The sequence below is a fragment of the Arcobacter siniprincipis (SeqCode) genome (genome assembly GCF_048571125.1).
GTDB classification, from domain to species: domain Bacteria; phylum Campylobacterota; class Campylobacteria; order Campylobacterales; family Arcobacteraceae; genus Arcobacter; species Arcobacter siniprincipis.
In genome coordinates this window covers 3,012,838-3,031,949 of the sequence record NZ_CP182343.1, presented here as the reverse complement: position 1 = coordinate 3,031,949, position 19,112 = coordinate 3,012,838, and the positions used below count along the sequence as shown (strand labels likewise).

The following is a 19,112-nucleotide window of genomic DNA, read 5'->3' as shown; positions in this document are numbered from 1 at the left end:
AATCAATAATAATTATAAAAAAATATAGGAGCTCTGTATGAGTATATATACAACTAGAGTTTTGCTAGTAGAAGATGAAGAAGTTGCTAGGAAAACATTATCTTTTTATTTAAACACAATCTTCGATGAAGTAGTCGTAGCAAGTGATGGTCAAGAAGGAATTAATTTTTATAAAGAAAGCTTTAATAATGATAAGTGTTTTGATTTAGTTTTAACTGATATTAAAATGCCAAATAAAGATGGTATTGAAATGATTGATGAAATTTTGGAAATTGTTCCAGATCAAAAGTTTATAATAGTTTCTGCACATAAAAATGAAGAAGATTTATTAAAACTTATCAATTTAAAAGTTTTAGGGTATTTTGTTAAACCATTAAATGTAGATGATATGATGGATATGTTACAAAAAGCAAATGATGAATTAATTAGTGCTAAAAAAGACAGCAAAGAAGATGATTCTCCATTAGTTTTAAATAATACATATACATATAATAGAAGTAGAAGTTTATTATACAAAGATGGGTTGAGTGTAAAACTATCTAAAAAAGAGTCTCAAATTTTAGAAGTTTTAATTAAGAACTTAGGTGAAGTTGTTTCTGTAGAAAAATTCAAAGAAGATGTTTGGGGTGATTTGACAACAAATGATTCTGCATTTAGAACAGTAATGAAAAGATTAAAAGATAAAGTTATTGATGATGATTTTATCATTTCTCAAAAAGGTTACGGTTATATTATAGAATTACCATATATGTAATTTATAAATATTTAACTTCTAAAAAGGTGAGAATGATTTCTCACCTTTTTTTATTTATATTAAAATCGGACAAAATTGAAAACAAAAGAACTCTCTATAATAATATACAATATTGTAATTGTATTATCAGTAATGTATGCAACTCAACCACTTCAACCTTTACTTGCAAAAGAGTTTGAAGTATCAATTGTAAAATCTTCACAATTTACAGCAGTTATCATGTTATTTTTAGCAATTGCACCTATTATTTATGGATATATATTAGAACGAGTAAATGCAAAAAGGGTTTTATTAACAGCTTCACTTATTTTAGCTGTTACAAATACTTTTTTATCATTTTCCACATCATATGAGATGTTTTTAACAATAAGAACAATAGAAGCAATAGTAATACCAGCAATTTTAACTGCATCTATGAGTATTTTAGCAAACATAGATAAAGTAAATGTGAAACTAAATATGTCAATTTATGTGGCATCAACAGTTTTTGGTGGTTTAGTAGGAAGGGTATTTTCAGGATATATTGCCACATACTTTTCTTGGCAAATGGTTTTTTTATCTCTATCTTTCGCTTCTCTTATAGGACTTTTTTTAATCACAAGATTAAATTACGATGCCCAAGCTCACTTAACAAAAGCCACAATAAAAGATATCACACATATATTAAAAGATAAAAGATTTTTTGTAATATATCTTTTGATGTTTTCTATATTTTTTGTATTTGCAGGGGTTTTAAATATCTTGCCATTTAGACTTAAAGAGTTAGATCCAAGTACAAGTGAGAGTCAAATAGGACTTTTATATTTAGGATATGGGGTTGGAATAGTTGTTTCACTTTTCATTCATAAGATTATAAAATTCTTTGATAAAGAGATGAAAACTATACTTTTTGGAATAATAATCTTTATAATTTCAACAGCACTATATATAGTAGAAAATCCACTTATCATATTTCTAAATGTATTTTTATTTTGTTTAGGAATGTTTACAGTTCATACCGTTAGTACTAGAATAGCAAACTCCCTAAAAGAGGCACAAAAATCACTAACATCAGGTATGTATTTGAGTTTTTATTACATAGGTGGAACAGTTGGTTCAATTATCCCTCCAATGTTTTATTCTCTTTATGGTTGGGATAAAACTATATACTTATGTATGTTTTTACTTTTTGTAATCTTTATTTTTGTATATTCAAACAGAAAAATATTTAAGGCGTATAATTGATTTTAGGAAAATGTCCTTATTGTGAAAATGGACAAATAGAAGTACGAAAAAAAGAGTTTAATGGCAAAAAAATAGAGCTTTATGCTTGTTCCAACGCCAAATGGTACAGCGAAGATGGAGAACTCTTCGAACTCACCCCTGATGCAACTTGTGATTTTAAAATTTGGCAAAATTCTTTGAGGAAGTATGGGAAGTATTTAAAACAAAGAGAAGTAAAAGCTTTACTAAATGGAGAAGATGTGGTCGTTACTTTTCATTCGAAGAAGTATAAAGAGAAGGTTTCTTATGAGAAGTATATAACGCTAAGTCAGGAGTATGGGGTTAGTGTTATTTGGGATATAGATGTGATAGAGGAAAAAGATTAAATCTTTTTTAATGCCAAGATGGTATTTGTTTTAATTTCATCAAATATCAAATCTATTTTATCATGTTCATTTAAATAAACACTCTCATCATCTTTTGATTCTTTTTTTGATGTTATAAAATCAATAATTTTATCTTTTGAGTCTATATTTTTAATGCTTTTAGAGATAGAAAGAACCTCGGATAATGTAAGTACATTATTTTCTAATAAGGAATAAAAATCAAATAAATCTCTTGCTTTATCTCTTTGAAATAAAGCAACAATTTTTAATTTTGCTATTGATTTTAAATCTAAAATTTTAAGAGTAGAGTTTTCATAGTTTGCACATGTATTATTGGTTAATATTTCTTTTTGAATAGGACGATTAGCATAAAAAAACTCTATTTTAACTTCATCAAGTATAAATTTTAATATATATTCATCAGGAAATAATCCTGCAAGTCTTAGTGCTGTAGTATTTTCATCTTCAATTTTTTTAGCTCCTAAAGAATTCATCGTTGTTACAACTTTTTTATAGTCCAATATTTTTGGACTTACTATATCTATGTCTTCTGAAACTCGATGATTGAGATAGTATGAGAGTGCTGTTCCTCCTATGAAATAAAGTTCATCTTGAAATATACTTGAGTCTTTGATTTTATCTAATACTTTTATTACGTTAGAAGTCATTTATTATTCCTGATAATTGTTTGAAGGTGGGATTTTCATTGTATTTTCCATGTAAAGGTATATCCATACCACTTGTTGATATAAAGCCTTTTTTGTACATCTCTTTATATTTATCACTTAAAACTGATTTAACCATATTTTTTCCAAACTGATTACATAATTCTTTTATGTCATGTATGTTTATAGTTGATAAATAGTTTGAGATTATTGCATATACTTTTTGTTGACTTTTTTCTTTAGTTTGCCAAAACATATTTTGTGAATATTGTGATGGTTCAAACTCTATGATATCGTCTATATCAACTACATTTATTTTATCTTTGGCATCTTCATATTCAATATTTTGAAGTAAGGTATATAGTCTACTTCTTCCACTCTTCCAATCTCTAAGAGTTCGTTCTGGTATATCAAGTAATTTGCTCATTTGTTGTTGTGTCATAGTTATCTCTACTTTATTTTTATTATTATAGGCGATTATCGCCTATTTGTCAATATTTGTATTTTGATACAAATTAATTGGTGAAACTTTTAAATTATATTCTTGTAACATACTTATAAATATTTTAGCAAAGAGTTATTATGGAATTGGTTTATTTGTGGGTTGAGGATTATAAGAATATAAAGAAACAAGGATTTAATTTTTCTCCAAATTTTGAGTGTGAATTTTTTCCTATTTATAAAAATGAGAAATTGTTAGATAAAAGTGAGTTGAAAATAACTCCAAAAGAAAATCCTTTGAAAGATTTTTTTGGTAAAAATATTAATGTTACAGCAATTGTAGGTGAAAATGGAAGTGGAAAGAGTTCTCTTCAATCCTTGTTAAATATAATTTGTTCTAAAATAAATATAGAATTAAAAACGAAATATATTCTTTTAATATCAATAAATAATCATATACACTATCAAAGTAATTTTGATTTTACAAAAGAAAATACTCTAATTGAAAATATCCATAATATATCGGTATTAACATATTTTAACAGCATAGAAGAAAAATATAGTGAAGATAAAAAAAGACATCTAAATTATACAAATAAAATAAATAATATAAAATTGTCTAATTTTGAAATAAATCAACTTATGAGTATGCATATTCAAGAAGAGCAACCTTTTCCAAAAAATCAAATCTTTTATTTTCCATCAACTATAATAATCAAGCCAATAGACTTTTCTGAATTATTTAATCAGATAATTTATAATGAAAATGAAGAAGTTACTAACTCTTTAGAATTGTTAGAATTATTTGAAGAAATAGATGATTACTATCATAAATTTCTTATCTTATTTCATTTAGAAAATAACCTTTTTGAAATAGAAAAATTAAATGATATTAACTATTTAGAAAAAGAATTTAAAAAATATGAAGGTTATATTACAAAAGAAAAATTCAATACTTATTTTAATGAAAAAACATTTGATTTAGATTCATTAAATAAAGAAGAAAAAGATTTTTATTTGTATAATTTTAATTATTTTTTTGAAATAGATTATATTGATTCAAAAGAAAGAAACTGGAGTTCTTTAAGTACTGGTGAACAAATGTTTTTTGGAATATTTTTAAATCTCTATTTTTTTTATAGAACAATAGAAAATTATCAAAATAATTTATTAATCACTTTTGATGAAATAGAACTATGTTTACACCCAAATTGGCAAAAAAGATTTTTAATAGAAATTATTGATTTTATAAAAAAACTTGATACTAAATTTAATCTAATAATTTCTTCTCATTCACCTTTTATTCTTTCAGACTTACCAAAAGAAAATGTAATATTTTTAGAAAAAGGAAAACAAGTTTATCCTTTTGAAGATAATCAACAAACTTTTGGAGCAAATATACATACTTTACTTTCTCATGGTTTTTTTATGAAAGATGTGCTTATGGGTGAGTTTGCGAAAGATAAAATTCAATCAATTCTAAAATATAATGAAGAAATTTTAGAAAAAGAATTAACGAAAGAAGAAAACAAAAATCAAAGAGATGAAGAAAAAGAAATTTATGAAAAAGAGCATAAAACAAAGTTTAGGCAAATTCAATCAATTATCGGAGATGATTATTTAAAGCAAGTGATTAAAAACCATTTAGTTGAAATAGAAAAGATTTTATACGATGAATACTTGATTGATAAAGAGATAGAAAAACTTCAAGATGAAATTGATAGATTAAATAGGTTAAAAAAATAATGATTTTAGTTAAATATAAAGAATTTGAGAAAAAAGATTATTATGAAAAAATAGCAAATACAAAAATGCAAAAGGAAAATAATTGTACTTTTGAAGAATACTACAATACTCATATTAAAACCATTTTAAATAATTATTCTTTAGCAGATATTTTAACTGGTGATTTTGATAAGTTATTGGAGATAAAAGAATCTGTTAATCTATCAAGTACAGATTTTGAAATGATTAAAAATTTTTTTAATTATGATAAAGCAAATTCAAAAGATTTTGTTATATTAATCTCAAAACTACAACCAAAAATATCTAAATTCTTTCAAGAAAACATAGAAGTTCATACTTGTTATTATTGCAATATAGATTTTATAAATACTTTCAAAAAAAACAATAAAACAAAAAATGCTTTTACATTAGACTATGTTTTAGAAAAATCAGATTATCCATTTTTAGCATTGAGTTTATATAATCTTGTTCCTAGTTGTTATGTATGTAATAGTAAAGTAAAAGATTCAAAAATACCATTTAACTTTTCTCCAACAAATAAAGATTTTAATTTTGATGAAAGAGTTAAGTTTAAATCATTTATTTCAAATCTAAATCTTCAAATAGAAAAAGAACAAGATTTTTATATAAAACTAATTGAGAATTATTCAAATAAATATGATAACTATATAGAGAGTTTGAATCTGAATAATAGATATGATTATCATAAATATAAAGTTTTAGAGATGATTCAAAAAAGAAAAGAGTATCCTGATAGTAGAATAAAAGAGTTATCAGATTTGACTAAAAAAACGCAAGAAGAGATAAAACAAGACTTATTTGGGATTTATCTATCTGACGATTTACATAAACGTCCACTTTCAAAACTTATTAGAGATATTAGTAAGGAATTAGATCTAATATAATATTCTCATGAATACCTGAAGGTCTTCGCTTTTCTTACTTTTTGATCTCGAAAAAGTAAGCAAAAAAGACTGCCGAATTGATGAAGGCAAAGCTACCTAATATTTTAGTCTTTCTTTTCTACGTTGCGAGACTCGCTAAAAGAGTGCATTTAGCACTCTTTCTTCACGCTCAAACATATTCTTACTTTTCACCGAAAATAAAGCCTAAAATCTTAGCTTCATCAAAGGCAGAAAGAAATCCATTACAATTCTAACTGTGAATTTATAAAGTAATATTTTGACACCAAATAATATTGCTACATCTGCAGGAGCCGAATGTTTATTTATCTTTTCGGAAAAGACTTGTAACTGTTTGAACAGAACAAATATGCTAAAGAGCATATTTTTATGTGAGTTTTACAAGTCAGAAAAGATAAATAATAAATGAGGGAACCTCTGGCTCCTAAGCCGTAGTTGTTTTTGCTTACTTTTCGTCAATACAAAAGTAAGAAAGCGGAGAGGTTTACCTCTTCAAGAGAGAATAAAATCTGGACATTTATTCTAAATTTACTTAAAATTAAGTTTCTATAAACCCCACTAACTCAACCCTAAACAACAAATTAGCACTTTTATTTATTAATTGCTAAAAAATACTTGACAAATAAACACTCAATTGAGTATAATTATTTAGCAGTTTAAGATTATGAGTGCTAAATAAACAAAATTGGTTGGAAATGATTGACAAAAAAGAGTTTTTATTACAATCTATTATCAAAGCATATATTGAGCATCTAGAGCCTATAGGTTCTTCACAGCTTAAGAATATGTATGATATCACATATTCACCAGCAACAATTAGAGGATACTTTAAAAAGTTGGGTGATGAGGGATATTTGGCTCAAGAACATGTTAGTTCAGGTAGAACACCTACAACAGAAGCCTTGAGACAATATTGGAGTTCAAAGTTAAACTTTAAACTCAATTTTGTAGATGAAAAAGCAGTTGATTATTATTCTTCTCAAGTTGGATTGACAGCATTTGTCTTAGAACAAACTAGCGATGTTTTAAAAAATATACTTAATGTAGAAAATCGATATATGATTTTAGAGTTTTCAACTTTTAATGTAACAGTAAAGTTTACAGATGCTCTTTATAGATTTTTAAGTGATATGATAGGTTTAGACTTGATTCATATTGTAAATATTTCTAAGCAAGTTGGCGCTTTCGAAGTATATGAATCAGTAAACCAATTTTTAAAAAATAGAGACTTTAGAATTTTTAATACTAAAGAATTTTTTTCATTGGTATTAAGATTTAATTATGATGAAGATACTATTGAAAAGTTTCTAAAAGGAACTATTTTTGAGAGCATTGAAAATGCTATATATTTTGACACAATAGTCCCAGAAGGGTACATCGGTATTTGTCATGATTGTATAATTAACAGCAAAGAATCTAAACTTTTGGTGGTTGGAGAACTATCAAAAGATTATGAATTCTTTTATAATAAAATAAGTATGAATTAGGAGAGTTATTTTGAGTAAAGATACAGAAAATACAAAGAACGAAGAAATAGAACAAGAAGTTGAGACAAGCGAAGAGTGTTGTAAAGATGAGTCTTCATGTTGTAATGAAAAAGAATCAACTGAAGAAGTAAAAGAAGCAACAACAGAAGATAAAATTGCTGAGCTTGAAGCGAAATTAAAAGAGACAGAAGAGAAGTATTTAAGAGTTCATGCGGATTTTGAAAATATCAAAAAGAGATTAGAAAAAGAAAAATATCAAGCAATTGATTATGCAAGTGAAAAATTTGCAAAAGATTTATTGTCTCCAATTGATACATTAGAAATGGCATTAGCAGCTGAAGAAGCAGCAACAAATCTTAGTACTGAAGATTTACTTGCAAAACTAAAAGAGGGTGTAGAACTTACAATTAAAAACTTCTATACAGCTTTTGAAAAACACAATATTACAGTTGTAGAAACAGACGGTGAGTTTGATCCAAACTTCCACAATGCAATTATGCAAGTGGATAGTGAAGATAAACAAACAGGTGAAATTGTGCAAGTTATGCAAAAAGGTTATATGTTGAAAGAAAGATTGCTAAGACCAGCAATGGTAAGTATAGCAAACTAGAATAAGAGAAGTGTTAGTGAGAAAATTTTTAATTTTTCACTATTCATTTTTCATTTGATGCAAAGCATCATTGACCGCAATGTCAGAAAACTATTAATTGAATTTAAAATTTAATAATAAAAAATGATAAGGATATAAAATGGGAAAAGTTATTGGAATAGATTTAGGAACTACAAACTCTTGTATGGCAGTTTATGAAAATGGTGAAGCAAAAATTATCTCTAACAAAGAAGGGAAAAACACAACTCCATCAATTGTTGCATTTACAGATAAAGGTGAAGTTTTAGTTGGTGATCCAGCAAAAAGACAAGCGATTACAAATCCAGAAAAAACTATTTATTCTATTAAAAGAATTATGGGTCTTATGATGGATGAAGAAAATGCTAAAGAAGCACAAGAAAAAGTTGGATATAAAATTGTAAATAGAAGTGGAGCTGCTGCTGTTGAAATTGGTGGAAAAGTTTATACTCCACAAGAAATCTCAGCTAAAATTCTTGGTAAATTAAAAGCTGATGCTGAAGAGTATTTAGGACAAGCTGTAACTGATGCAGTTATTACTGTACCTGCATACTTCAATGATGCACAAAGAAAAGCAACTCAAGAAGCTGGAACAATCGCAGGACTAAATGTTCTTAGAATTATCAATGAGCCAACAGCTGCATCATTAGCTTATGGTTTAGACAAAAAAGGTGAAGAAAAAGTTCTTGTATACGATTTAGGTGGTGGTACATTTGATGTTACTGTATTAGAAATCGGTGATGGTACATTTGAAGTACTTTCAACGGATGGTAATGCATTCTTAGGGGGAGATGACTTCGATAATAGAATTATTGATTGGTTAGCAAAAGAGTTCAAAGACGAAAATGGATTTGATATCAAAACTGATAAAATGGCATTACAAAGATTAAAAGATGCAGCTGAAAATGCTAAAAAAGAGTTATCTTCTGCTGAATCAACAGAAATCAACTTACCATTTATCTCTATGGGAAATGCAGGACCAGTTCACTTAGTGAAATCATTAACAAGAGCAAAATTTGAGTCTATGACTGAAGATTTAATCAAAGAAACTCTAGATCATATTAAAGTTGCTCTTAAAGATGCTGGTTTAGAAAAAGGTGAAATCCAAGAAATCATCATGGTTGGTGGATCTACAAGATTACCAAAAGCAAATTCAGTTGTTAAAGAGTTCTTTGGAAAAGATTTAAATAAAGGTGTTAACCCTGATGAAGTAGTTGCTGCTGGTGCTGCTGTTCAAGCTGGTGTATTAAAAGGTGATGTTAAAGATGTATTATTACTAGATGTTACTCCTTTATCACTTGGAATTGAAACTTTAGGTGGAGTTATGACTAAACTTATTGAAAAAGGTACAACAATTCCTGTTAAAAAATCTCAAGTGTTCTCAACAGCTGATGATAATCAACCTGCTGTTTCTATTCATGTAGGACAAGGTGAGAGAGAATTTGCAAGAGATAACAAATCTTTAGGTATGTTTGAATTATCTGACATTCCAGCAGCTCCAAGAGGTGTGCCACAAATTGAAGTAACATTTGATATTGATGCAAATGGTGTTTTAAATGTAAGTGCTAAAGATAAAGGAACTGGTAAAGAAAACAAAATTACTATTTCTGGTTCATCTGGATTATCTGATGAAGAAATCGAAAAAATGGTACAAGAAGCAGAAGCAAATAAAGAGACTGATGCTAAGAAAAAAGAAGTAATTGAAATCAGAAATCAAGCTGATGCTCTATTACATAGTACAAGAAAAACTTTAGAAGAAAATGGTGATGCCGTTTCTGAAGAAGAGAGCAAAAAAATTGTTGACGCAGCAGCTGCATTAGAAGAAATATTAAAAGATGAAAATGCAACAAAAGAGCAAATTGAAGAAAAAGTTAAAGCTTTAACTGAAGTTTCTCATAAATTAGCAGAAGCAATGTATAAAAAAGAAGGTGATCAAGCTGGAGCAAAACCAGATGCAAAAGCTAAAAAAGATGACGATGATGTTATCGATGCTGAAGTAGAGTAAATCTCTGCTTCATGCAAACTATTCTTTTCCTTTTTTTACTATTTTTAATAGTATCTTTCTCTATTTTACTTTACTTAAAAACTAAGACTTCAAGATTAGATAAATTAAATAAAGGAGAATGTCCTTCTTGTCACCAAAAAACTAAAGAGTTTTTTGATACTAAAACAAATACAAAGTTTAAATATGAAATTATCACAACAAGATTGTTAAAAGATCACGGATGCTCTGGGGTAAAAGAGATTGAGTATGTCTGTAAATCTTGTGGTTTAAAAGAAGTTCACTCTATCAACTAAATATTTTAATTAAATTACTATTAACTAAAAAGTGCTAAAATCCCATGACAGGAGATTAATGTATGAAAAACTTTATATTTATTACAATTTTGATTGGTATTTTTTCAGGATGTGCTCCAAAATTTGAAAAAATTGATAATTCAAAAGCAAACTTGGAAAAGGTCTCTTTTTCTGAAATAAAAGATTTTGATAAAGATGATTTATCTTTGGCCTTAGATGTTTTTAAAAAAGCTTGTACAAAAAGTTCTAGAAAAGAGACTTTTGAAGAGGTTTGTTTGAAAGCAAATGATACAACTAATCCAAAAGCATTTTTTCAAAAAAACTTTACTCCATATAAATTGTATAATAAAAATGGAACTGATAAAGGAACAATTACGGGTTACTATGAACCTTTGTTACATGGAAGTTTTACAAAAACAGATAAATACAAATATCCCATTTATAAAGTACCAGATGATTTGATAACTGTGGATTTAAAAAGTGTTTATCCCCAACTTAAAAAATATACTTTAAGGGGTAAAATAGAAGGGAATAGACTTATTCCTTATGAAGCTAGAAAAAATATAAGTAAAAATAAAAATCAAGATGTATTATTATATGTTGATAACAATATAGAACTATATTTTTTACATATACAAGGTTCTGGAAAAGTAGAATTGCCAAATGGTGATTTGATTAATATAGGTTATGCAAATCAAAATGGACAACAATATACCTCTATTGGGAAATATATGATAAGTAAGGGTTATATTGGTGGGAAAAGTGATTATAGTGCTTCAGTTCAAGGCATGAAAAAATGGTTTTATGATAACCCTGATAAAATAAATGAAGTTATGAATAAAAATCCTAGTTATATCTTTTTTGAAAAAAGATCTCAAGGAGCAACGGGAAGTTTAGGGGTAGAATTAGTTCCCCAAAGGAATTTAGCAGTTGATACAAGATATATTCCTTTAGGAATGCCTGTATTTATAAATACAAAGAATCCAGTTACAAATAAAGAGATAAATCAATTAATGGTAGCAGCAGATACAGGTGGAGCGATAAAAGGTGATATTAGAGCTGACTTTTTTTGGGGTTTTGCAAAAGAAGCAGAAGAGTATGCTGGAAGAATGAAGGAAGCAGGGGAACTATATATTTTAGTTCCCAACTAAAGGTTAAAGCCTTTAGTGTGAACCACATCCACCACCACAGCATCCGCTTGTAGTATTTGTTGGAGCTTCTTGCTTGAAAGAAATTACAAAATTATTGTTATCTTCAACTAATTGAAAATCGTGTTTACCACAGAAATCTTCATTCATTGTTGTTGTCATTTCCATAGCTTTTGTTAAAGCATCATCTTTATTCTCTAATTGTAAATTGTTTTCTAAATCACTTCTTTTAAAACAACCACAAACATGTTCAACTTGTATAGTATGCATATTATTATCCTTTTATATTAATAATGGAAGATTATCAAATTAATATTTTTTTATTCTTAGGAACTTAAGTTAAATAGTAATTTTAAAAATCAAGTGATAATTAGGTAGAATACATTTTTTATAAGGATTAAAATGCATATTACAAATTTGATTTCACAGTATTTTGGTAAGTTTGCAAAAAAAGAGTTTCCCTCTTTTATTCAAAGTACCATAAATAGTCTTTATGTGAAAAGTTTCCATTTAGATATGAGTGAGTTTAGAAACCCTAAATATTATAAGTCTCTAAATGATTTGTTTACAAGAGAATTAGCAATTCAAAGGGAAATAGATTCTGATGATGATTTGGTTATTTCACCAACTGATTCTTTAATAACAGAGTGTGGGGCTTTGAAAAAAGATACTTTATTACAAATAAAAGGTATGGAATATAATGTTGAAGAGTTATTAACATATCATGTAAAAAAAGATAATTTAGAAAAAGTACTTGATGGAACTTTTATGAACTTTTATCTTTCACCAAAAGATTATCATAGATATCATGCTCCATGTGATTTTAGTGTAAATAAACTAATTCATGTACCTGGAAAACTATATCCAGTAAATCTAAAATATTTAAATAAAGAGATAGATTTATTTTGTCAAAATGAAAGAGTTATTTTAGAGTGTACTGATAAAAACGAAAAACTTTTCTACATGGTATTTGTTGGTGCTTTAAATGTAGGACAAATGGTATTTGAATTTGAAAGTGCTGTTGAAACAAATGTTGATGCAAAAGAGATAAAAGTTTATGAATATGAAGATTTAAATATTAAAAAAGGTGAATGTTTAGGTTACTTTAAAATGGGTTCAACGGTAGTGATGATTTGGGAAAAAGATAGTATAAAAATAAAAAACTTAACAAATCAAAAAATCTTATTTGGCTCTGCTATTAGTAAAAAATAAAAAACTAAGTTATAATAACTAAGTTTAACATTATAAAAGTTTATTTTTGTAAAATGTTATAAATCAAACAAAAGGAAAAAATATGTCTACAACTACAGAATTGGCAGAAATTCAATTGGCAGGAACAAAAAAAGGTAAGATATTTATTTCTAATATTACAGAACCTTATGGAAAAGGTACTGACGATGTTGTTAGTATTGGTATTTCTTTAAATGGTGAAAATGTTGAGTGGAAATCTCATATTCCTTATGCAAACTTAGAAGAAGTAATCGAAGTTTTACAAAAAGCTAAAAAGTAATATAGAAGCCAATTTCTTGGCTTCTTTTAAAAAGTCACTTCTTTATTTTGTGCGAGCCACAAAGCCATACCACCTTCAAGATGATAAGCATTTTCATAAGATAATTTATTTGCTAAAAAATCTCCAACAACTTTAGTTCTATTTGCATGGGCACATACTAAAATAAAGTTTTCACTTTTATTTTTCACAATCTTTTTAAACTCTTTTAGCCAAGTATCTAAATCATGTTGGCCATATTCATTAAAAAAAGTTAATTTATATGCGCCTTTTATTATTCCAGTTGCTTTAAATTCATCTTCTCTTCTAATATCTATTATGGGTGTATTTTTATTTATAAACGGTTCTATGTCCTTAGGAAGGACATTTTTTAAAGTATTATTCATCATAAATCCTAATAAAATTTCCCAATCTTACATAAAGAATTCTTATAATAAAGTATAGAATTAAAGTTAATTGACTAAACAATATTTACACACTTTTTAACTATAATGTTGCAAAAGGAATTTATATGAAAAAATTTATAATTGTATTATCTCTATTTGTTACTAGTTTATTTGCATATGAACATTTAACAGTAGATAATATGGCAGAAAAGATAAAGGGTAAGAAAGTCATTGTGGACTTTTATGCGTCTTGGTGTCCACCTTGTAAAATAATTGGAAAAAATTTAAATGAATATAATGATACTAAACCTGATGAAGTAACTATTTATAAAGTAGATATTGATGATCAAAGAGAGCTTGTAAGTAAATATGGAGTTGAAAGTATTCCTACTGTTTTATACATCAAAGATGGAAAGATAATTAAATCTATTATTGGTATACAAAGTGTTAGCGATATAAATAACAATGTTAATAACTATTTATTAAAATAATAGGATAAAAAATGAAAAAATTAGTTCTTTTATTTTTAAGTTTTATTTTTCTTTTTGGACTTGAACAAGATTTTTTATCTCCAAAAGAAGCATTTAAAGAGAGTTTTGAAACTAAAAACAGTAGTTTAATCATAAATCTTGATTTAGGAAAAGATATTTATTTATATGCTGATAAAGTAAGTGTAAAAATCAAAAAACCTCAAGAAATTGATATAACAAAAGAATTAGTTTTGCCAAAATCAATACCTTATGAAGAGTATATAATTTATTTGTATAATTTAAATATTGAGGTTCCATTTTCCCTATTAAAATCTAAAGTTGATGCAAAAGAGTATGAAATTGAATTAAATTTTCAAGGTTGCTCAAAAGCTGGACTTTGTTATGCACCTATGAGTAAAACAACTCTCGTGAAAATACCAGATGATTTTGTAGCTCAAAGTACTACTACTTCAACTAGTTCTACAAAAAGTAGTAATGATTTAAATGAAACAGATACTATTGCAAATAGTTTAAAAGATGGTAACTTTTTTATTATTTTACTTACATTTTTTGGATTTGGGCTTTTATTATCTTTGACACCTTGTGTTTTCCCTATGATTCCTATTTTGTCTTCTATTATTGTAAAAGCTGGACAAAATAAACAATTAAGTATGAAAAGAGGCTTCTTTTTATCATTGGTTTATGTAATTTCTATGTCTTTAGCTTATACGATTGCTGGAATAATTGCAGGACTTTTTGGAGCAAACTTACAAGTTGCACTCCAAAATCCTTATGTTTTAAGTGCTTTTGCAGCTATTTTTGTAGCTTTAGCATTTTCAATGTTTGGATATTATAAATTAGAACTGCCACAAAGTGTTCAAAATAAGATAAATAAAACAACAGAAGGAAAAGAGAAACAAGGAATCTTTGGAATAGCAATAATGGGATTTTTATCAGCTCTTATTGTAGGTCCTTGTGTTGCTCCACCACTTGCTGGTGCTTTAGTTTATATTGGACAAACTGGAAATGCCTTTTTAGGTGGAGCTGCTTTATTTGTACTAAGTTTAGGAATGGGAGTACCACTTCTTTTAATTGGACTTGGAGCTGGAAAGTTTATGCCAAAACCTGGTGGCTGGATGGAAAATATTACAAGAATCTTTGGAATAGTAATGTTAGCTATTGCTATTTGGATGTTAGATAGAGTACTTGAGCCAATTATTGTTATGTATTTATGGTCACTACTGTTTTTAGGAACAGCACTTTATTTAAAATTGTATGAACATATTTTAATGAGACTTATTACTTTAGTTATTTTGATATATGGAGTTTTGACTTTCGTTGGTGCTGTAAGTGGAGCAACAAATGTGTTAAATCCTTTGGAAAAATTCACTTCAAGTAAAGTTGTTTCTACAAGTGAGGCTGGAATTACATTTAAAAGAATTAAAAACTTAACAGAGTTAGAATCTGAGATAAAAAAATCAGATAAACCAGTTATGTTAGATTTTTATGCTGATTGGTGCGTGGCTTGTAAAGAGTTTGAAAACATTACTTTTAAAGATGACAGAGTAATAGAAAAATTAAAAGGCTTTACACTTTTGCAAGCTGATGTTACAGCTAATAACCAAGATGACAAAGAGTTACAAAAAAGATTTAACATCATTGGCCCTCCTGGAATAATCTTTTGGGACAAAGATAATAATGAGATAAATGCTTCAAAAATAGTTGGATATAAAAATCCAAAAGAGTTTTTGGAGATACTTAATAAACATTTTAGTAGTAGCGACATTTAGTCGTTACTACAAATCATTTCTACTATCTTATCAGAGTTAACACTAAAGTTACCATTTTTCTCAATTAAAAATAAATCTCTTACTCTTTTTTTATTTAATGAAAGTTTTGCACTTTCTATTTCTACTCCAAAGTCATCGAAAATTTTAGTAATATATGCTAATAATCCTTTTTGATTTATAGCATGGATTCTCATACTTGCAAGATATGAAGTATGATTACAATTTACTTCAACTTCATTTTTTAGAATAATAGGTTGTTTTAGATTTAATTTTTTGCTCATATCAAAAGAAGCATTTATTATTTCTTCAATATGTAATAAATCACCATCTTCAACTTTTTCTGTAAATTGGATTTCAAAACATTTTTTATCATCAAATAATTTAAAAATATTCATAACTGAAATATCTAAAAATTCTAATTTACCAAGTAGATATCCTAAGTTCAAAGGAATCTTTCTTATTATTCTTATTGTTAGGGCTTTGTCATTTAATATCTTATAAGTATAAGTTTCTACTTCTTTTGCTTTTAATACTAAGTCTAATATATCAGCAGCCTTAAGTTGTAAGAAGATTTGGTTTGAGGCAATATATGTTATTTTTTTCTTTAGTATTTGAGGTAAGTCATTATATTGTTTTAGTTTTTTGATACTATTTATTTTTGCAATTCTTCTTGAACTTTCAGTTAAAAGAGTAGTATTTTCAAAGGCATATAATGTTTGATGGTATAATTCTCTTAATAGGGTTGAAGTTGAACTTTTATAAATATTTTTGCCAACAGCAGAAATATCCCCATAAGTTAAAACAAATAACATATCTAAAAATTTTTTATTTTGAACTAATCCTGAAAAATTTCTAATAACTTTTTCAGAATATATATCTTCACTTGTAGCAACTTTACTCATCATATTGTGATATCTTATTAGTTTTGCTATAACTTGTGTATGTTCAGCCTTAAAACTAAGTCCTTTTGCCATATTTCTAAATAGTTTTTCACCTGCAATATGATGATCCGTAAGTCTTCCTTTTCCTACATCATGAAAAAATGTTGCAATTTTGACTAATGATTGTTCTGTTTTATCAAAATTTTCATATAACTCTTTTACAAATTCATCTTTTATATCACTTAAGTGTTTTAATGTTTTTATAGAATGTACATCAACTGGAAGTTCATGGTATCCATCAAATTGTGGTTGATTTATTATCTTTTTAGTAATAGGGAATATTGATTCAAATATTCTTGCATTGTAAAGAAGTTTTATTATTGGATATAAAGATTCTTTAAATAATAATCTTCTTAATAATAGTTTATGCTCTTTTGTTTGTTTTTGTGGCAAGATAGTTTTACTTGCATAATAAACATATGATTGGTCAAATCTTTCTACACTTATTGGTAAAGATATGAGCTCTTTGAGAAAGGCAGTTAGCGTTTTTGGTTTATTGAAGTATGAAGTATATATTTTACCTTCATAAATATAAAGATTTTTTTTGAATCTATTTTTTCTAACTAAATCATAATTTTGATTTTTAAATTCTAATTCTCTTGTGAATTTTTTGCTTAAAATATTTGTGAAGAAGTGAATATTATGCAAAGACTCAAAAATTTTGTTCATAGCTTGAGTCTCTTTTGTCTTTCTTGGCGTATGTTTAAATCCAAGTTTAGTACTTAGCTCTGGTAGAATATCAAAATTTACAGTATCAAGTTTTTTCTTTGCAATATTATGTAAGTGATTTCTTACTTGAAAAATATACTCTAAAGATATTCTATATTTTTTGTACTCTTCTTCAGTAAATTCTTTATCCATAAGATGTCTTAGTCTTGTAACTCCAAAAACTACATTTGCGATCCAAAATACCATATTTGCTTCTCTCATACCACCATAACCATCTTTTATATTAGGTTCCATTTTTAAAGGGTATTTTAAAAGTCTATCTTTGTGTTCTTGCTTTTTTTCTAGAATAAATTCTAATTGGTTAGTTTTTCTTATTCTATTTAATACATTTTCATAACCAAACCATAAATATTTTGAACCATAAATTAGTCTTGATTCTATAATTGCAGTTTTGATTGTAATATCTTCTTTAACAGATTCTGCAACATCATTAAGTTCATGAACCCTAGAACCTAACTTTAGTCCACAATCCCAAGCTAAAGTAATAAATTCTTGAATTATATCTTTGATATTATAACCCTTAACATCTTCATATAAAAGTAGTAAATCGATATCTGAATAAATACAAAGTTGTTCTCTTCCATAAGAGCCTAAAGCGATTATTGAAATAGGAATAGAAGTGCTCATTGGTTGATATGAACCAAAATTTTTTCTAAGAATATATTTATAAAGTGAGATTAAAAACTTATCAGTAACTTTTGTGTGTTGAACAAAAAAATCTTTCCCACCATTTGTATCTATACTTGTATCAATAGAGTTTACATACTCTTGGATATATTTTTTAAATACTTTTGATATTTGAAAGTCGCTGGCATTTTTTTCTATAAGTTCTTCAACTTCTAGATTCATCTCATTAATCATATTAGTTCTTTATGCATCTCTAGTTTTTTTCTTAGGGTTATTCTGTTTAATCCTAGATTTTTTGCCATTTGTACTTGAGATTTATATTTCTTTTGTGAAGCACGAAGAAGGGGTGCTTCAAATAGATATACAAAATCTCTATACCCATTTTCTCCATCCATATTATCAAGTATATAGTTTTCTAAAAGCATCATAATCTCATTTTCACCAATTGATTCAAAAAGATAAGAGAAAAATATTGATTTTCTTAAACTGTAGGCATTTTCATGGGTATTTACTATTAATTTAGAAGGTTTTTCCTCTATCCCTAAAATCTCACCTGCTTCTTTAGCAAATTTATTTGCTAATGGTTTTATATCCTCTTTTCTTGTATCTAAAGGTGGAATATTTATTGTTATAGAAAATATATCTGAGAGTTTTTCATTTAATTCATCTTTTTTTGATGTTGCTATAACTTTAATAGAGTTATTTTCAACCCAATTTATAAATAAATCAATATTTGTAATCTCATCAATATTTTCAATTATTACAGTACAGTTAGAAATAGAAATTACATTATCACTTATGTCATCTTGTAGAGTTTTCGCACTATAAATATTTGAATCTTGTGTAATATATTTAGCTAAACTTTTTTTCCCTACACCTTTTTGTCCAGTTATTAACGCATTGATATCTAAAGACTTCAGTAACTCTGCTGAGTTTTTTATTTCTCTAGATATCTCTGAAAAAGCTATAAATTCTTGCATAAT

20 protein-coding genes are annotated in these 19,112 nt (G+C 26.9%); 14 read left to right on the top strand and 6 right to left on the bottom strand.

The features are described from left to right. Nucleotides 1–37: 37 nt before the first annotated feature. From ACNI3D_RS15430 to ACNI3D_RS15420, 3 genes are all read left to right on the top strand, one after another. Nucleotides 38–754 (top strand): response regulator transcription factor, encoded by a 717-nt coding sequence (locus tag ACNI3D_RS15430; protein ID WP_129099460.1) that lies wholly within the window; start codon nt 38–40, stop codon nt 752–754. A gap of 75 nt (nt 755–829) precedes the next feature. Further along, nucleotides 830–1,978 carry an MFS transporter gene (locus ACNI3D_RS15425; protein WP_419767628.1) on the top strand — a complete coding sequence of 383 codons (1,149 nt, stop codon included), beginning with the start codon at nt 830–832 and terminating at the stop codon, nt 1,976–1,978. Further along, nucleotides 1,975–2,343 carry a hypothetical protein gene (locus ACNI3D_RS15420; protein ID WP_419767627.1) on the top strand — a complete coding sequence of 123 codons (369 nt, stop codon included), beginning with the start codon at nt 1,975–1,977 and terminating at the stop codon, nt 2,341–2,343. Before ACNI3D_RS15425 ends, ACNI3D_RS15420 begins: the two co-directional genes overlap by 4 nt. Here the strand turns inward: ACNI3D_RS15420 and ACNI3D_RS15415 are convergent. Beyond that, nucleotides 2,340–3,011 (bottom strand): nucleotidyl transferase AbiEii/AbiGii toxin family protein, encoded by a 672-nt coding sequence (locus ACNI3D_RS15415; RefSeq protein WP_419767626.1) that lies wholly within the window; start codon nt 3,009–3,011, stop codon nt 2,340–2,342. The two genes, ACNI3D_RS15420 and ACNI3D_RS15415, sit on opposite strands and share 4 nt — an antisense overlap. Next, on the bottom strand, nt 3,001–3,450 hold the full coding sequence (locus ACNI3D_RS15410) for a helix-turn-helix domain-containing protein (RefSeq protein ID WP_419767625.1): 450 nt from the start codon (nt 3,448–3,450) through the stop codon (nt 3,001–3,003). Before ACNI3D_RS15410 ends, ACNI3D_RS15415 begins: the two co-directional genes overlap by 11 nt. A gap of 140 nt (nt 3,451–3,590) precedes the next feature. Here ACNI3D_RS15410 and ACNI3D_RS15405 point away from each other — a divergent pair, with 140 nt between their 5' ends. From ACNI3D_RS15405 to mltA, 7 genes are all read left to right on the top strand, one after another. After that, a complete protein-coding gene (locus tag ACNI3D_RS15405) occupies nt 3,591–5,195 on the top strand; it encodes an AAA family ATPase (protein WP_419767624.1) in 1,605 nt (534 codons plus the stop codon). Further along, on the top strand, nt 5,195–6,100 hold the full coding sequence (locus ACNI3D_RS15400) for a hypothetical protein (protein WP_419767623.1): 906 nt from the start codon (nt 5,195–5,197) through the stop codon (nt 6,098–6,100). The genes ACNI3D_RS15405 and ACNI3D_RS15400 overlap by 1 nt, the downstream gene beginning before the upstream one ends. A gap of 686 nt (nt 6,101–6,786) precedes the next feature. Continuing rightward, entirely contained in the window at nt 6,787–7,605 is an 819-nt protein-coding gene (locus ACNI3D_RS15395; RefSeq protein ID WP_419767622.1) for a heat-shock protein, read from the top strand. 10 nt (nt 7,606–7,615) lie between these two features. After that, complete coding sequence (gene grpE / locus ACNI3D_RS15390; protein WP_419767621.1) at nt 7,616–8,215, top strand: nucleotide exchange factor GrpE; 600 nt, start codon at nt 7,616–7,618, stop codon at nt 8,213–8,215. Nucleotides 8,216–8,354: 139 nt separating this feature from the next. Next, complete coding sequence (gene dnaK / locus ACNI3D_RS15385) at nt 8,355–10,238, top strand: molecular chaperone DnaK (RefSeq protein WP_419767620.1); 1,884 nt, start codon at nt 8,355–8,357, stop codon at nt 10,236–10,238. Between the two features lie 11 nt (nt 10,239–10,249). Beyond that, nucleotides 10,250–10,531 (top strand): hypothetical protein, encoded by a 282-nt coding sequence (locus ACNI3D_RS15380; protein ID WP_129099466.1) that lies wholly within the window; start codon nt 10,250–10,252, stop codon nt 10,529–10,531. 62 nt (nt 10,532–10,593) lie between these two features. Continuing rightward, nucleotides 10,594–11,682, top strand: a complete 1,089-nt coding sequence (gene mltA / locus ACNI3D_RS15375; RefSeq protein ID WP_419767619.1) for a murein transglycosylase A — start codon at nt 10,594–10,596, stop codon at nt 11,680–11,682. Nucleotides 11,683–11,694: 12 nt separating this feature from the next. Here mltA and ACNI3D_RS15370 read toward each other — a convergent pair whose 3' ends face one another. Beyond that, nucleotides 11,695–11,949, bottom strand: a complete 255-nt coding sequence (locus tag ACNI3D_RS15370; protein WP_129099468.1) for a hypothetical protein — start codon at nt 11,947–11,949, stop codon at nt 11,695–11,697. Nucleotides 11,950–12,081: 132 nt separating this feature from the next. Between ACNI3D_RS15370 and ACNI3D_RS15365 the strand changes: the two genes are divergently transcribed. Continuing rightward, nucleotides 12,082–12,891 (top strand): phosphatidylserine decarboxylase, encoded by an 810-nt coding sequence (locus ACNI3D_RS15365; protein ID WP_419767618.1) that lies wholly within the window; start codon nt 12,082–12,084, stop codon nt 12,889–12,891. Between the two features lie 82 nt (nt 12,892–12,973). Beyond that, nucleotides 12,974–13,189 (top strand): hypothetical protein, encoded by a 216-nt coding sequence (locus ACNI3D_RS15360; RefSeq protein WP_013136687.1) that lies wholly within the window; start codon nt 12,974–12,976, stop codon nt 13,187–13,189. A gap of 26 nt (nt 13,190–13,215) precedes the next feature. On the opposite strand, the gene ACNI3D_RS15355 is transcribed toward ACNI3D_RS15360, so the two are convergent. Next, the gene (locus ACNI3D_RS15355; protein ID WP_419767617.1) at nt 13,216–13,572 is read right to left on the bottom strand and encodes a rhodanese-like domain-containing protein; all 357 of its coding nucleotides are present in this window, start codon (nt 13,570–13,572) and stop codon (nt 13,216–13,218) included. Nucleotides 13,573–13,697: 125 nt separating this feature from the next. On the opposite strand from ACNI3D_RS15355, the gene ACNI3D_RS15350 reads away from it, so the two are divergent. Both ACNI3D_RS15350 and dsbD read left to right on the top strand, forming a co-directional pair. Continuing rightward, nucleotides 13,698–14,063, top strand: a complete 366-nt coding sequence (locus ACNI3D_RS15350) for a thioredoxin family protein (RefSeq protein WP_129099471.1) — start codon at nt 13,698–13,700, stop codon at nt 14,061–14,063. A gap of 11 nt (nt 14,064–14,074) precedes the next feature. Further along, nucleotides 14,075–15,832, top strand: coding sequence for a protein-disulfide reductase DsbD (gene dsbD, locus ACNI3D_RS15345; RefSeq protein WP_419767616.1), 1,758 nt, complete (start codon nt 14,075–14,077; stop codon nt 15,830–15,832). On the opposite strand, the gene ACNI3D_RS15340 is transcribed toward dsbD, so the two are convergent. Both ACNI3D_RS15340 and ACNI3D_RS15335 read right to left on the bottom strand, forming a co-directional pair. Next, the gene (locus ACNI3D_RS15340; RefSeq protein WP_419767615.1) at nt 15,829–18,363 is read right to left on the bottom strand and encodes a [protein-PII] uridylyltransferase family protein; all 2,535 of its coding nucleotides are present in this window, start codon (nt 18,361–18,363) and stop codon (nt 15,829–15,831) included. The genes dsbD and ACNI3D_RS15340 overlap by 4 nt on opposite strands. Beyond that, nucleotides 18,360–19,109, bottom strand: a complete 750-nt coding sequence (locus ACNI3D_RS15335; RefSeq protein WP_129099473.1) for a sigma 54-interacting transcriptional regulator — start codon at nt 19,107–19,109, stop codon at nt 18,360–18,362. Before ACNI3D_RS15335 ends, ACNI3D_RS15340 begins: the two co-directional genes overlap by 4 nt. Nucleotides 19,110–19,112: the final 3 nt, after the last annotated feature.